The sequence below is a fragment of the Sphingopyxis sp. UBA6723 genome (assembly GCF_002454115.1).
In the GTDB taxonomy this organism is placed as follows: Bacteria; Pseudomonadota; Alphaproteobacteria; order Sphingomonadales; family Sphingomonadaceae; genus Sphingopyxis.
This window is the reverse complement of sequence record NZ_DKIH01000006.1, coordinates 111,593-124,409: the sequence shown is the minus strand read 5'-3', so window position 1 is coordinate 124,409 and position 12,817 is coordinate 111,593. Positions and strand designations below refer to the sequence as shown.

Genomic DNA, 12,817 nt, shown 5'->3' with positions numbered 1-12,817 from the left:
TCTGCCTCCTATAGAGAATCCTCGATTTCGTCTGGTACATCCTCGCGTTCGTGGAGGATGCGAACCACCAGAAGTTCGGTTTCGTTATAGCGATAGATTATGCGGTGCGATCCTGACCGCATCTTGCGATAGGCGTCGGGTAACCCGAAGACGTTGCTACCAATACCCGGAAATCGTGCGGCGGAATCGATCTGTCGACGGATGTCTTCGACATATTGCTTGGCTTGTTTCTCGCCGTGTTCGGTTTTGGTGTAATCAGCAACATTCAAAAGATCGGCTTTGGCCCGCGGCCGCAGCACGACTTCAAGCATTCGGGAATTTTTCGGCCATAAAGGCATCCCAATCAAACGGCCGTGCCGGGCCGCTTTCTTCGCCCTCCTGAATAAGTTGTCGCAGCCGAACGACCCGCAAGTCACGCTCGGCGGCGCGGCGCAATGCGTCGCGAACGACGTCACTGATTGATCCAAACTCACCCGACGCAACCTTGCTGCGCGCGTAGTTAGCCAGCTCGTCGCTCAACGCGATGGAAGTATTTTTTACAGCCATGACGCAAAATTACCAAAATTTGGTACCGGCGTCTAGAACCAGCTTTCGATCGGATTGATGTCGGAGAAGGGCTGATCGACGTCCTGGCCCATGACCCATAATTTCTGGCACGCGATGGCAAAAAAGATCAGCGCGATCGTCCACACAATGAAGGTTTTGCGCGCGACCCAGCGGCGTTCGGCTTCGGCGGCTGCGGCGCGCGCTTTATAGTCGATGCCCAGCTCGCCCTCGAACTCGGCAACCAGCTGCGCGCGGCGGGTACGCGAAATGTTCGCGAGGCTCGCGTTATTTTCAACAGCCTTTGCGCGGCGAGTCGCCATTGTTGCACCCTGACCCAAATAGTCCTGCCATCACCCTTAGGACAAAGCCCCTGCGAAAGCGTTAACCGGACTAGTACAATTCTGAATCAGGCCGATATTTCAGATCGTAATGACCAGCTTGCCCACCGCGCTGCGGTCGCCAAGCTTCGCGATCGCCTGTCCGCCATCGGCGAGGGCGTAGGTGCCTGTGACGCGCGGCTGGATCCTGCCCTGTTCCCACAGCTGGAACAGGCGTGCGACATGCGCCCGGTTGCGTTCCGGCTCGCGCGCGACGAAGGCGCCCCAGAACACGCCGGCGACGTCGCAGCTTTTGAGCAGGGTCAGGTTGAGCGGCAGCCGCGGGATGCCGGCGGGGAAACCGACGACGAGGTAGCGGCCTTCCCATGCGATCGAACGCAGCGCGGGCTCGGCATAATCACCGCCCACCGCGTCATAAATGACATTGGCGCCGCCGGGTCCGACCGCTTCCTTGAAGATGTTCGCGAGCGCCTTCGACTGATCCTTGTCGAACGGTTGGCGACCATAGACGACGACCTCGTCAGCGCCAGCCTGCCGCGCGATGTCAGCCTTTTCTTCACTCGACACGCCCGCGACGACGCGCGCACCAAACGCCTTGCCGAGTTCGACTGCGGCAATGCCGACGCCGCCCGAGGCGCCGAGCACGAGCAAAGTGTCGCCTTCCTGGATGTGGCCGCGATCGACCAGTGCGTGGATGCTGGTGCCATAGGTCATCAGCAGCGACGCACCTTCGGCGAAATCATGGCCTTCGGGCAGGTGATAGACATTGTGAACGCCGACCGCGACGGCTTCCGCCATGCCGCCGTTGCCGCAACCCGCGATGACGCGGTCACCGACCTTGAACCCGGTGACGCCTTCGCCAAGCTCTGCCACGAGGCCGGCGACTTCGCCGCCGGGCGCAAAGGGGCGTTCGGGTTTGAACTGATATTTATCCTCGATGATCAAGGTGTCGGGGAAATTGACCGCGCACGCCTTAACGTCGATGACGATCTGGCCGGGGCCAGCGTTGGGCCGCGGCAGCTCGCCCAGGACCAGTGTTTCCGGGCCGCCGGTGGCGGTCGACAAGAGTGCCTTCATCATCGTCTCCTCATAGGATCGCGGGGATCAGCCATGGCTGATCCGTCGCTATTTTTTTCTCATGCGCGGCGATCGCCGCTTCGCTTTTTTCGGTGAGTGAAATCTCGTCGAGGCCGTTCAGCAGGCACATCTTGCGAAACGGATCGATGTCGAAGCTGAAGCGGTCCTGAAACCGTGTCGTCACGGTCTGGGTGTCGAGATCGACGTGGATCGGATCGGTCGCCGCAACCTCCAGCAGTCGGTCGATCGCCGCTTGGGGCAGCACCACCGGCAGGATACCATTTTTGACCGCATTGCCAGAGAAGATGTCCGAGTAGCTGGGCGCGATCACGACGCGGATGCCGAGGTCGCCGAGCGCCCAGGCGGCATGTTCGCGGCTCGACCCGCAGCCGAAATTGTCGCCCGCGATCAGGATCGGCGCTTGCTTATATTCGGGCCGGTCGAACAGATTGTCGGGGTCGGCACGCAGCGTCTCGAACGCGCCGCGGCCCAATCCTTCGCGGCTGATCGTTTTCAGCCATTTCGCCGGAATGATGACGTCGGTATCGACATTCTTCAGCCCGAACGGGATCGCGCGGCCTTCGACTTTTTCGATCGGCGTCATATTATTCGGCGGCCTTCGGGAAAGCGGGCAGCTTGCCGACATCGCGCGGCTCGTGCTGGATGATCACGGTGGCTTTCAGGTTTTTGGCCAGCGCCTTGAACCGGTCGAACGACGCCAGCGTGTCGGCGCGGTTGGTGTTGAAGGTCGGCACGCCTTCGCTGTCGTAATTTTCCTGAAAATGCGCCTGATCGCCGGTCAGCAGCACCGGCCCCATCCCGGCAAGGCGGACCAGCAGCGTGTGGTGGCCCGGCGTATGCCCCGGCATGTCGAACATCACCACGCTGCCATCGCCGAAGATATCCTTGTCGCGCGCGACCGGCTCGACTTCGCCGCCGCCGCTGATCCAAGGCGCGAAAGGGGTCGGATCGACGAACGCTGGCGGCGGACTCTGGGTGAGCACGTCCCAGTCGCTCTTGCCGATGTAGAGCTTCGCGCTCGGAAAATCGGGCAACTGACCGATATGGTCGAAATGGAAATGGCTGACGCCAAGGATATCGATCTCCTCCGGCTTGATGCCAAGCTCGGAGAGCTGCTCGACGAGGGTACGGGTCACCGACGCCGACATGTCGCCGGTTGCGGCAAGCGCCGCGCCTTTCAGCGCGCTGGGCAAGCCCAGATCCCACAGCATCAACTGGTCGCCGTGCCGGATCAGGTAGCAACCGACCGTCAGATCGCGGCTCTGCCCGGGATAAGCCTCGGTATCCGAAAAGGCGTTGAGCCGGTTGACGCGCACGGTGCCGCAATCGAGGCGGGTCAGGCTGACCTTGGCGGCCTCCGGCTTGTCCTGCGCGAGTGCAGGGCTGGCGAGGGCCATGGCCGCTGCGGCTGCTGCGATAGCTTTCCAGATCATGCTCTTGTCTCCCTCTGCCGCGCGTTCAATCGATCAATTCCCGCACATCGGTGAGCCGTCCCGTCACCGCCGCTGCCGCCGCCATCGCGGGCGACACCAGATGGGTGCGGCTGCCCGGCCCCTGGCGGCCGACGAAATTGCGGTTGCTTGTCGACGCACAGCGTTCGCCCGCGGGCACCTTGTCGGGGTTCATGCCGAGGCATGCCGAACAACCGGGTTCGCGCCATTCGAGACCCGCGTCGGTAAAGATGCGGTCGAGCCCTTCGGCTTCCGCCTGCGCCTTTACCAGCCCCGATCCGGGGACGACGATCGCCCATTTGACCCCCGCCGCCTTGTGCCGCCCTTTCAGCACCGCGGCGGCAGCGCGCAGATCCTCGATGCGGCTGTTGGTGCAGCTGCCGATGAAGATATTCTCGATCGCGACATCCTGCATCCGGGTGCCGGGTTCGAGCCCCATATAGGCGAGCGATTTCGCCGCCGCCGCCTGTTTCGACGGGTCGGCGAAGCTGTCGGGTGCGGGGACGATGCCGGTGATTGGCACGACATCTTCGGGGCTGGTCCCCCAGGTCACGCTCGGCGCGATGTCGGCGGCGTCGATGACGACGGTCTTGTCGTAAGTTGCGCCCGGGTCGGTCGCGAGGCTGGTCCAGTAAGCGACCGCGGCGTCCCAATCGGCGCCCTTGGGCGCATAGGGGCGGCCCTTGAGATAGGCGAAGGTCGTTGCATCGGGCGCGATCAGTCCGGCGCGCGCGCCGCCCTCAATCGCCATATTGCTGACCGTCAGGCGGCCCTCGACGGACAAAGCGCGGATCGCACTGCCGGTATATTCGATGACATGACCGGTGCCGCCCGCAGCGCCGATGACCCCGGTGATGTGGAGGATGATGTCCTTGGCGGTCACGCCCGGGCCGACTTCGCCCTCGACGCGCACTTCCATGGTTTTCGCAGGCTGGAGCAGCAGGGTTTGCGTCGCCAGCACATGCTCGACCTCGCTGGTGCCGATCCCGAACGCCAGCGCGCCGATGCCGCCGTGACACGCGGTGTGACTGTCGCCGCAGACGATCGTCGTGCCGGGCAGCGAAAAGCCCTGCTCGGGGCCGACGACATGGACGATGCCCTGCTCGGGCGCGACTGCGTCGATGTAGCGGATGCCGAACGCGGGGGCGTTGGTTTCCAGCGCCGCAAGCTGCGCCGCGCTTTCGGCGTCGGCGATCGGCAGGCGATTGCCGCTGGCATCGCGGCGCGCTGTGGTGGGCAAATTGTGATCGGGAACCGCAAGCGTCAGATCGGGGCGGCGCACGGTGCGCCCACTCGCGCGAAGTCCGGCGAATGCCTGCGGGCTGGTGACTTCATGGACGAGGTGGCGGTCGATGAAGATCAGGCAGGTCCCGTCGGGGCGCTGTTCGACAACATGCGCGTCCCAGATTTTTTCATATAAGGTGCGGGGGCGAGTCATGGCGTTGCCTTAGATCAGCGGCACAACTTTGCAAGCTGGTGGCGATAAGAAACGCAATTTTCGGTCGTGAGGTTCGCCGTCTAGCCCCGGCCACACTTAATGTCGTCATCCCGGCGAAGGCCGGGATCTCTCCCTCGCGGGCGACTCCACCGGCGAGATCCCGGCCTGCGCCGGGATGACAGGGAAGAGAGTAGCGTGACCGGCGGCGTGCGACTATATTCGCCTCATGTCGCTCCCCGCCATCATCGCGCTTATCGTCGCAACCGTCATCGCGATGGAGATCGTCGCCTGGGCAAGCCACAAATATATCATGCACGGCTTCGGCTGGGCATGGCACCGCGACCATCATGAGCCGCACGACAAGATGCTGGAAAAGAACGACCTGTTCGGCCTGTTCGGCGCGGCGCTCAGCATTTCGATGTTTGCCGTCGGCAGTCCGATGATCATGGGCGCCAGCGCGTGGGCGCCGGGGACGTGGATCGGGCTGGGGGTGCTGTTTTACGGCATCATCTATACCGTCGTGCATGACGGGCTGGTCCATCAGCGCTATTTCCGCTGGGTACCGCGGCGCGGCTATGCCAAGCGACTGGTGCAGGCGCACAAGCTGCATCATGCGACGATCGGCAAGGAGGGCGGGGTCAGCTTTGGCTTCGTCTTTGCCCGCGATCCGGCGAAGCTGAAGGCCGAGTTGAAGGCGCAGCGCGAAGCGGGGATTGCGGTGGTGCGCGAGGCGTTGGTCGATTGATCGTCGCCCCCGCAAAGGCGTTTCACGCCGTCCGGTAATCCGCGGCAATCGCCCCGCACGCGCGCAATTCTTCCTCATGCCCGACTTCGCGCCAGCTCTCGGCAAGCGCTTGCCGTTCCCACTCGAGCATCGCGGGGTGAGCGAGGATGTGGTCGACCCACGCCTGCCCGGCGCCGACGTCGAGGCCATAGGTGCGGATGCGGAACGCCACCGGGGCAAAAAAGGCGTCGACCGCGGTAAAATCGGCGCCCGCGAGCCACGGGCCGCCGAATTTCGCCAGCCCCTCCTCGAACAATTCGCGGATCCGCGCGATGTTGGCCTGTAGCGCGTCCGACATCGGTTTGGGCGTCACGCGTACCCCGACATTCATCGTGCAATCATTGCGTAGCGCCGAAAAGCCGCTGTGCATTTCGGCCGCCGCGCATTGCGCCCACGCGCGCGCGTCGGGGTCGGTCGGCCATACGCCCTCGTGCCGGTCGGCGAGATAGAGGGTGATGCCGAGCGAGTCGTAGATCGTGCGCCCCTCATGGAGCAGCGCGGGAACCTGCCCGGTCGGCGAGAAGCGCCGGAAATCGTCGTAATTGGCGGGCTTGGTAAAGGGTTCGATGCGGTCGCGAAACGCGATGCAGAGCGCGGTCATCAGCACCCATGGACGCAGCGACCAGCTGGAGTAATTGCGATTGGCGGTGATCAGCTCGTACATGCTTCGCGCTCCTGTGCGACGATGGGGGAGGTGTAGCCGGGGTCGTGCGCGAAGGGCAGCGCGCTGCCTTCGCGGAGCGCAGCCAGCACGCTGGCGAAGTCGCTGCGGGCGCGCCAGCCGAAGCGGCGCTCGGCGTGCGCCGGGTCGTAAACGCGGTCGATCGTTTCGGGCAGCACCCAGCCCGCCGCTGCATAGAGTTCCGCGGCATCGGGGTGGGTGCGCGCGATGACCGCGCGGGCGTCGCGGGCAAGCTCCTCGGCATCGTCGCGCGCAAAGGGCGGCGGCGCCGAGAGGATGAAGGTATCGCAGCCGATCGTCGGCGCCGCCTCCAGCGCGGCAAGATGCGCCGCCGCTGCGTCCTCGACGGTCAGACGGCGGTGGAGCATCTCGTTTGCCTTGAGGTTCGGACCGCTCGGCACCGCATGAGTGTCGTCATCCTCGGGAAAGAAACGCCCGGTGCGCAGGATTGCGACCGATATGCCATGCTCGCGGTGGACGAGGCGGCACGCCTGCTCGGCGGCGAATTTGGTGATGCCATAGATGTTGCGCGGCTCCAGCGGACCGAAATCCTCGTCCATCCACCAGGCACCGGTGTCGCCTGCGCCGGCCCGGACGTCGGCGCGCACCATCAGCGAGGTGGTCGAGGTGAACAGGAAGCGATCATTGCCCGCCGCGACCGCCGCCTCGATCAGGTTCAGCGTGCCACTGACATTGACGTCGATGAACGCCTGCCGCGGATAACGGACGATGTCGGGTTTGTGCAGCGCGCCGCTGTGGATGATCGCTTCGATGCCATGCTCCGCCATTGTGCGGTCGATCAGCGCGCGGTCGGCGACTGTGCCGATCACCTGCGTGTGGGTGCCGGGTACAACATCGATGCCGGTAACGTCATGCCCACCCTGGCTGAGCAACGGCGCAAGATAGCGCCCGAGCCAGCCCGATGAACCGGTCAGCAGCACGCGCATCGATGATTCTCCTCTGGCTCCTGTACGCGCGCCTTACCCAAGCAGCGGTCCGGTCCGCAACCACGTCGCGCGCTTCAGCCTTTCGGTGCAGCGGCAACCGGGATCGGTGCTGCGGCCACTCCGCGCGCGGGCGGCAGCTCGCTGAGGTCCAGCCAGCCGGCGTCGTCGCGCTTGTGATAGCTGTCGATCACCGTGAAGGGGATGCGGAAGGGAAAGCCCCAGTCGCTGTTCCACATCGCGACGACGCCCGTCCGCGTCGCGGGTTCGAAAATCATCGTCGCACGATAGCCCGAAACCGCGCCCGAATGACCTTCGAGGCGGTGGCCGCCATAGGTAAAGCTGCGCCAGCCAAGGCCATAGGATGCATCGCCCATCGACTGCCGCAAGGTGCCGCCATAGAGTTTCGCAGTGCCGACGCGGGGGCGGTGGGCGAGCTGCAACACCGCTTGCGGCAGGACATCGGGGCGCGCGCCCATCATCGCCTGCATCCATTTGGCGAAATCGACGATATCGCTCTCGACCCCGGCCGCGGCGGGAACGCGCCAATAGGCCTCTTTGACCGGCAGCGTCTGATGCCCGCGGTGCGGTTTGGCCCAATCCTTGGCGCCCGTCAGCCGCTCCATCCCGAAACCGGCGCTGACCATGCCGAGCGGCAGGAAAAAGCGATCTTCGACGGCGCTGGAAAAGGGCTTGTCAGCGGCCGCGGTCAAAATCTCGGTCGCCGCATCGAAAGCGATATTCTGATAGGTGTGACAGGTGCCGGGGTCGCATTGCAGCGGCGCAGCGGCAAGGCCGGTGCGGATCAGCGCCGGATTCTGCCCCTCTTCCAGCTTTTCGTCATAGGCGTTTTTGGTGAGGCCGGTGCGCTGGGCGAGCAGATCGTCGAGGGTCACCTGCGTCTCCGCGCCGCGCGGCAGGCGTAGCGATGTGGACCAGTCCGCGACGGGGCGGTCGAGGTCGAGGGTGCCGTCCTTGGCGAGCGCCGCCGCCATGACGCCCGTCGTGGTTTTGGAAACCGAGGCCCAGCGGAACATCGTCCGCGCCGTGACCGGCGTGCCGGTCGATGCGTCGGAGACGCCGTAAGCACGCACGAAACGCAACTCGCCGTCCTCGACCACCGCCACCGCCAGCCCCGCCATTTCGGGGCGCTGCGACAGCGCGGCCAATTGCCGGTCGAGGTCGCGATAGTCGATCCGCCCGCGCCACTGCGCGGGGGTGTCGGGAAGATTTTCCGGCGCCATGATCGGGATCGGGACACTGGCGAGCGGCTGGTTCCCGCCAAGGGCATGAATGCCAAACCAGCCCGAAAATCCCAACGCGACGATCGCGACCAGGATAAGGACAACGCGCGCGATTGAAGTGGGGTGGGGCTGCGACCTCATGATTGATCGCTGTCTTAGCGGTCGCGTTCCATGCCGTCACCCCCGCAGGGACTCAGCTCGTCAGATAACGCCAGGCTTTGACCGTACCGACGGCATAAACCGTACCATAAAGGAGAACGATCAGCGACGACCAGATCGCAAAGCTGTCGCTGTGCTGCGGCCGCCACAGATGGAGCGGCACAAAGATCAGCGCGCGCAGCAGATAGATGGCGGTGATCGTCACCAGCCCGGCGCGCAGCAAAGGCAGGCGTGGCAATGTGCCGGCGCCCGAAAAGGCGTAGGCGGCCCAGACCGTCAGCACCGCGCTGATCGCCAGTGTGATCAGCGTCGGGGTCCAGTCTCCACGCGCCGCCGCCCGCGCCATGCCTTCGCCCGCGCCAAAAAAGCGATACCAGTCGGGGCCGCCAAAAATGCACGCGATATGGAGCAATGCCGCGACGGCCGACAGCGCGCCGCCGATCATCAGCCAGGTCGAACCGGGGTTGGCGGCAACGTCAGGCAAGCGCGCTCGCCCCGGTGCGCTGCCGGATCATTGGTCGAGTTTCAACAGGTCGTCGCGGGTAAAAAGCAGCTGGCACCGTTTCAGAATTTCGTCGCGAACCCGCGCGTCGGTCAGATCCCGCTCGTGTTTCAGATCGACGGCCACCGAAAGGTCGCTTTCTTCAAACGCGACGCCGAGATTGAGCATGGCACGAAAATCGATCGTCCCGCTCAGGAGAAGGTCGAGATCGGAGCCCGGCCGCGCCGTGCGCGCGGCGCGCGAGCCATAGAGGTTCACCTCGTCGATCTGATCGGCGTAGTGCGACAGAATATCTGCGGCGATGCGGATGTCATCGACCGACAGACCGATGGCGTCATGCTGGACGCGCATCAGCATCCCGTTCCAGGGCAGTCAATGTGGCAAGGAATTGCTCGGCGATCAGCTTTAAACCCTGATCGCGGATCGGTTCATTGTAGGTATGCGACAATTGGTTGCGCAGTTTGCCCATGGCGAGCCAGTCGTCGGCGGCAGCAATCATCCCGGCCGCATACGCGGCGCGAATGGTCGATGCCGGGGTCAGCGCTTCTGGCGGTGCCAGTTCTTCCGCCAGCCGATCGGCCAGCAGTTTCCAGCCCAATTCCCACGCAATTTCGAAACGCTGGACCATGCCAGCCTTTTCCAGTTCGCTCAGGGGCCGAGTCTCGCGAAGATCAACTGCTTCCTTCAGGCCCGCCACGGCGCGTGAGAAATTGTCGAGGCGGAGCTGGGACCGCGGCGGTGGCTTGTCATCCATTCAGGATAGGTAGCTTGCCGTCGTTTTCGCAGCAACCTCTTCCGCGGTCACGCCCGGTGCCAGTTCGACCAGCCGGAACGGGCTGGCATGATCGTCGCGCCGGAAAACCGCGAGGTCGGTGATGATCATGTCGACGACATTCTTGCCCGTCAGCGGCAACGTGCATTCAGGGATGAACTTGGGGCTGCCGTCCTTGGCATTATGCTCCATCACGACGATGATCTTCTTGACCCCGGCGACCAGGTCCATCGCGCCGCCCATGCCCTTGATCATCTTGCCGGGGATCATCCAGTTGGCGATGTCGCCATTTTCGGCGATCTCCATCGCGCCGAGCACGGTGAGGTCGATATGGCCGCCACGGATCATGGCAAAGCTGTCGGACGATGAGAAATAGGCAGAATTGGCGACTTCGCTGATCGTCTGCTTGCCTGCGTTGATCAGGTCGGCGTCCTCTTCGCCCTCGAACGGGAATGGGCCGATGCCGAGCATGCCGTTTTCCGACTGGAGCGTCACCGTCATCCCGGCGGGGATATGGTTCGCAACCAAAGTCGGGATGCCGATCCCCAGGTTGACGTAATAGCCGTCCTGCAATTCCTGCGCGGCGCGTGCCGCCATATCGTCGCGGGTCCAGGGCATGTTATTTCGGCTCCCATTTGGTGTCGGAGGGGAAGGTTTCGTCCCAGCCCAGTTTTTCCCACGGGCCATAGACAGAGTTGGGGAACAGGAACCAGCCCTTGTCCCAGAGCGCTGCGGCGGCGGGGCTGGCGGCCAGCGCGGCGCGCTGCGGGGCAGGCAGGTCGCGGACGTTAAATTGCTGGCTGAAATCGCCGAGCTGGTCGCCCGCCATCAGGATGACGCAGTATTTCGACGCGATCGCGGCGCGGCGCATATCCTTGCTCGACCCGGTGGCATCGTCGCCCATCAGGAACAAGGTCTCGCCATGCTTGAATTCGCCAAGCCCTGCGGCGCGGAGCGTGTCTTCGCTGCCCTTGGCATTGGCGGCGGTGCGGTTGGTATTCGCGACGATCGTGATGCCAGCGGCGCGCAGTTTGCCGAGCATGTCGGCGGTACCCGGCATGGCGACCGCCTTGCCCGCGCCACTCTTTTCCCACTGGTCCCAGATCTTGGGGTCAAAGGCGCTGCCCTTTTCCGCGAAATAGCGCATCGGGCCGAGGTTCCAGATCAACGTCTCGTCGGCATCGAACACCGCGGCGAAGGGCTTGTTGCCGCAGGTTTCGAAGCGCGGCGCGGTCATGGTCGCACCGGTGGCGAGGATGACGCTGTCGGTCGGGCGCTGCTTGATCCGTGCGAGGCCGTAGTCGGCGATCCGCGCATTGGTCGCGCGAACGGCGATGGCGGCCTCGGCCGAACCATAAAGATATTGCAGCGCGACGGGCGGCTTGGCGGCTTGCGTGGAAGTTGCAGCAGACGGCGGCGGAGGGGCCGTTGTGACCTCAGCAGGAGCCGCTGCGCAGCCTGCAAGGAGCAGCGAAGCGACGAGCGGAAGCGCGCGCATCACACCGCCTCGCGCGGACGCGTCGTGCGGAATTCGATCTTTTTGTCATAGGGCGCGCCGATGATCATGCGTTTCACATAGATGCCGGGCAGGTGGATGGTGTCGGGGTCAAGGCTGCCGACGGGGACGATTTCCTCGACCTCGGCGACGCAGATCTTCGCCGCGGTTGCCATCGGCGCGTTGAAGTTGCGTGCGGTCTTGCGGAAGATGAGGTTGCCGCTCTCGTCGGCCTTCCAGCCCTTGATGATCGCGAGGTCGGCGAAAATGCCGCGCTCGAGGATATAATCCTGCCCGTCGAAGCTCTTGACTTCCTTGCCCTCGGCGACCGCAGTGCCGACGCCAGTCTTGGTGTAGAAACCGGGGATGCCCGCGCCACCGGCGCGGCAGCGTTCGGCGAGCGTGCCCTGCGGACAGAATTCGACCTCCAGCTCGCCCGCCAGATATTGGCGCTCGAATTCCTTGTTCTCACCGACGTAGGAGGAGATCATCTTCTTGACCTGACGGGTGCGAAGCAGCTTGCCGAGCCCTTCGCCGTCGATCCCGGCATTATTGCTGGCGATCGTCAGATCCTTGGTCCCCGCATCGCGGATCGCGTCGATCAGCCGTTCGGGGATACCGCACAGACCAAAGCCGCCCGCGCAAATGTGCATGCCGTCAAAGAGAAGGCCGTCGAGAGCGGCAGCGGCGTCGGGGTAGATCTTTTTCATGGGTGAGAGAGCTCCAGGTCCAGAATCTGCGACAGCTCCTTAAGCGCCTGTTCGCCGCTTGTCACCTTGATGGCGTGCATCCCGAGCTGCGCGGCCGGTTTGCAGTTGATGCCAAGGTCGTCGAGATAGATGCAGGCGGAGGGTTCAACCCCGAGTGCTTCGCACATCATCTCATAAATCCGCGGGTCGGGCTTGCGGACCCCGACCTTGCTCGATTCGATGACATGATCGAAGCGCGCCATGATCGCGGCGACCTCTTCGGCCTTGGCGAAGCTGCGCGCCATGCCGGCGCCGTGACCTGACGGCACGTTGTTGGTGATGCAGCCGATGGTGAACCCCCGCGCTTTCAGCGTGTCGAGCGCCGCGACCATCGCCGGGCGCACCGCACCGGCGAGCACCGCGAGCACCGCTTCGCCCTCCAGTTCATGCCCGAGCGCGCGCGCTTCTGCGGCGAACAGTTCATCAAACGCCGCGGCATCGATCTCGGCCCGCTCGAACTTCGCCCACGCGTTGCGGTCGGGGTCGGCGGCGTTGACGCGGCGCACGAAATCGCGCGGCAGCCCGCGTTCGTCCTCCAGCCGGTTGAACGCCTCGAACGGCGACGACGTGATAACGCCGCCGAAATCGAAAATCACATGGGTGTAGGACATGCGG

The 12,817-nt window shown here is 64.2% G+C and carries 18 protein-coding genes; 1 reads left to right on the top strand and 17 read right to left on the bottom strand.

Annotated elements, in window-relative coordinates:
- Positions 1–8 precede the first annotated feature (8 nt).
- The 7 genes from B4F07_RS04175 to leuC all read right to left on the bottom strand — a co-directional run bounded on the left by B4F07_RS04175 (position 9) and on the right by leuC (position 4,871).
- A complete protein-coding gene (locus B4F07_RS04175; protein WP_293697864.1) occupies positions 9–311 on the bottom strand; it encodes a type II toxin-antitoxin system RelE/ParE family toxin in 303 nt (100 codons plus the stop codon).
- Positions 304–546 (bottom strand): type II toxin-antitoxin system ParD family antitoxin, encoded by a 243-nt coding sequence (locus tag B4F07_RS04170; protein WP_293697862.1) that lies wholly within the window; start codon positions 544–546, stop codon positions 304–306. Before B4F07_RS04170 ends, B4F07_RS04175 begins: the two co-directional genes overlap by 8 nt.
- Before the next feature lie 32 nt (positions 547–578).
- The gene (locus B4F07_RS04165; protein WP_293697860.1) at positions 579–866 is read right to left on the bottom strand and encodes a hypothetical protein; all 288 of its coding nucleotides are present in this window, start codon (positions 864–866) and stop codon (positions 579–581) included.
- Positions 867–965: 99 nt separating this feature from the next.
- Complete coding sequence (locus B4F07_RS04160; RefSeq protein ID WP_293697887.1) at positions 966–1,961, bottom strand: NADPH:quinone oxidoreductase family protein; 996 nt, start codon at positions 1,959–1,961, stop codon at positions 966–968.
- A 10-nt stretch (positions 1,962–1,971) separates the two neighbouring features.
- Positions 1,972–2,565 carry a 3-isopropylmalate dehydratase small subunit gene (leuD, locus tag B4F07_RS04155; protein ID WP_293697858.1) on the bottom strand — a complete coding sequence of 198 codons (594 nt, stop codon included), beginning with the start codon at positions 2,563–2,565 and terminating at the stop codon, positions 1,972–1,974.
- Position 2,566: 1 nt separating this feature from the next.
- Positions 2,567–3,415, bottom strand: coding sequence for an N-acyl homoserine lactonase family protein (locus B4F07_RS04150; RefSeq protein ID WP_293697856.1), 849 nt, complete (start codon positions 3,413–3,415; stop codon positions 2,567–2,569).
- Between the two features lie 25 nt (positions 3,416–3,440).
- Positions 3,441–4,871: a 3-isopropylmalate dehydratase large subunit gene (gene leuC, locus B4F07_RS04145; RefSeq protein WP_293697854.1), complete on the bottom strand. Its 1,431-nt coding sequence runs from the start codon at positions 4,869–4,871 to the stop codon at positions 3,441–3,443.
- Positions 4,872–5,097: 226 nt separating this feature from the next.
- Between leuC and B4F07_RS04140 the strand changes: the two genes are divergently transcribed.
- Positions 5,098–5,616 (top strand): sterol desaturase family protein, encoded by a 519-nt coding sequence (locus B4F07_RS04140; protein WP_293697852.1) that lies wholly within the window; start codon positions 5,098–5,100, stop codon positions 5,614–5,616.
- 22 nt (positions 5,617–5,638) lie between these two features.
- Here the strand turns inward: B4F07_RS04140 and B4F07_RS04135 are convergent, their stop codons facing one another.
- The 10 genes from B4F07_RS04135 to B4F07_RS04090 form a co-directional block, all read right to left on the bottom strand.
- A complete protein-coding gene (locus tag B4F07_RS04135; RefSeq protein ID WP_293697850.1) occupies positions 5,639–6,319 on the bottom strand; it encodes a glutathione S-transferase family protein in 681 nt (226 codons plus the stop codon).
- Entirely contained in the window at positions 6,307–7,284 is a 978-nt protein-coding gene (locus B4F07_RS04130) for an NAD-dependent epimerase/dehydratase family protein (protein WP_293697848.1), read from the bottom strand. The genes B4F07_RS04135 and B4F07_RS04130 overlap by 13 nt, the downstream gene beginning before the upstream one ends.
- A gap of 74 nt (positions 7,285–7,358) precedes the next feature.
- Positions 7,359–8,666: a serine hydrolase domain-containing protein gene (locus tag B4F07_RS04125; RefSeq protein ID WP_293697846.1), complete on the bottom strand. Its 1,308-nt coding sequence runs from the start codon at positions 8,664–8,666 to the stop codon at positions 7,359–7,361.
- Between the two features lie 52 nt (positions 8,667–8,718).
- Positions 8,719–9,168 (bottom strand): hypothetical protein, encoded by a 450-nt coding sequence (locus B4F07_RS04120; protein WP_293697844.1) that lies wholly within the window; start codon positions 9,166–9,168, stop codon positions 8,719–8,721.
- A 27-nt stretch (positions 9,169–9,195) separates the two neighbouring features.
- Positions 9,196–9,537: a nucleotidyltransferase domain-containing protein gene (locus tag B4F07_RS04115; RefSeq protein WP_293704547.1), complete on the bottom strand. Its 342-nt coding sequence runs from the start codon at positions 9,535–9,537 to the stop codon at positions 9,196–9,198.
- Positions 9,521–9,940, bottom strand: a complete 420-nt coding sequence (locus tag B4F07_RS04110) for an HI0074 family nucleotidyltransferase substrate-binding subunit (protein WP_293697840.1) — start codon at positions 9,938–9,940, stop codon at positions 9,521–9,523. Before B4F07_RS04110 ends, B4F07_RS04115 begins: the two co-directional genes overlap by 17 nt.
- Positions 9,941–10,576: a CoA transferase subunit B gene (locus B4F07_RS04105; protein WP_293697838.1), complete on the bottom strand. Its 636-nt coding sequence runs from the start codon at positions 10,574–10,576 to the stop codon at positions 9,941–9,943.
- Position 10,577: 1 nt separating this feature from the next.
- On the bottom strand, positions 10,578–11,456 hold the full coding sequence (locus B4F07_RS04100) for an HAD family acid phosphatase (protein ID WP_293697836.1): 879 nt from the start codon (positions 11,454–11,456) through the stop codon (positions 10,578–10,580).
- The gene (locus tag B4F07_RS04095; RefSeq protein WP_293697834.1) at positions 11,456–12,163 is read right to left on the bottom strand and encodes a CoA transferase subunit A; all 708 of its coding nucleotides are present in this window, start codon (positions 12,161–12,163) and stop codon (positions 11,456–11,458) included. The genes B4F07_RS04100 and B4F07_RS04095 overlap by 1 nt, the downstream gene beginning before the upstream one ends.
- Positions 12,160–12,813, bottom strand: a complete 654-nt coding sequence (locus B4F07_RS04090) for an HAD-IA family hydrolase (RefSeq protein WP_293697832.1) — start codon at positions 12,811–12,813, stop codon at positions 12,160–12,162. Before B4F07_RS04090 ends, B4F07_RS04095 begins: the two co-directional genes overlap by 4 nt.
- Positions 12,814–12,817: the final 4 nt, after the last annotated feature.

Excerpts from the sequence above, each read along its gene's own strand:
- B4F07_RS04135 (WP_293697850.1), bottom strand. The coding sequence starts at position 6,319 with ATGTACGAGCTGATCACCGCCAATCGCAATTACTCCAGCTGGTCGCTG.
- B4F07_RS04095 (WP_293697834.1), bottom strand. The coding sequence starts at position 12,163 with ATGAAAAAGATCTACCCCGACGCCGCTGCCGCTCTCGACGGCCTTCTC.
- B4F07_RS04170 (WP_293697862.1), bottom strand. The coding sequence starts at position 546 with ATGGCTGTAAAAAATACTTCCATCGCGTTGAGCGACGAGCTGGCTAAC.
- B4F07_RS04090 (WP_293697832.1), bottom strand. The coding sequence starts at position 12,813 with ATGTCCTACACCCATGTGATTTTCGATTTCGGCGGCGTTATCACGTCG.
- B4F07_RS04100 (WP_293697836.1), bottom strand. The coding sequence starts at position 11,456 with ATGCGCGCGCTTCCGCTCGTCGCTTCGCTGCTCCTTGCAGGCTGCGCA.
- B4F07_RS04130 (WP_293697848.1), bottom strand. The coding sequence starts at position 7,284 with ATGCGCGTGCTGCTGACCGGTTCATCGGGCTGGCTCGGGCGCTATCTT.
- leuC (WP_293697854.1), bottom strand. The coding sequence starts at position 4,871 with ATGACTCGCCCCCGCACCTTATATGAAAAAATCTGGGACGCGCATGTT.
- B4F07_RS04165 (WP_293697860.1), bottom strand. The coding sequence starts at position 866 with ATGGCGACTCGCCGCGCAAAGGCTGTTGAAAATAACGCGAGCCTCGCG.
- B4F07_RS04160 (WP_293697887.1), bottom strand. The coding sequence starts at position 1,961 with ATGAAGGCACTCTTGTCGACCGCCACCGGCGGCCCGGAAACACTGGTC.
- B4F07_RS04105 (WP_293697838.1), bottom strand. The coding sequence starts at position 10,576 with ATGCCCTGGACCCGCGACGATATGGCGGCACGCGCCGCGCAGGAATTG.
- B4F07_RS04140 (WP_293697852.1), top strand. The coding sequence starts at position 5,098 with ATGTCGCTCCCCGCCATCATCGCGCTTATCGTCGCAACCGTCATCGCG.
- B4F07_RS04115 (WP_293704547.1), bottom strand. The coding sequence starts at position 9,537 with ATGCGCGTCCAGCATGACGCCATCGGTCTGTCGGTCGATGACATCCGC.
- B4F07_RS04150 (WP_293697856.1), bottom strand. The coding sequence starts at position 3,415 with ATGATCTGGAAAGCTATCGCAGCAGCCGCAGCGGCCATGGCCCTCGCC.
- B4F07_RS04175 (WP_293697864.1), bottom strand. The coding sequence starts at position 311 with ATGCTTGAAGTCGTGCTGCGGCCGCGGGCCAAAGCCGATCTTTTGAAT.
- B4F07_RS04125 (WP_293697846.1), bottom strand. The coding sequence starts at position 8,666 with ATGAGGTCGCAGCCCCACCCCACTTCAATCGCGCGCGTTGTCCTTATC.
- B4F07_RS04110 (WP_293697840.1), bottom strand. The coding sequence starts at position 9,940 with ATGGATGACAAGCCACCGCCGCGGTCCCAGCTCCGCCTCGACAATTTC.
- leuD (WP_293697858.1), bottom strand. The coding sequence starts at position 2,565 with ATGACGCCGATCGAAAAAGTCGAAGGCCGCGCGATCCCGTTCGGGCTG.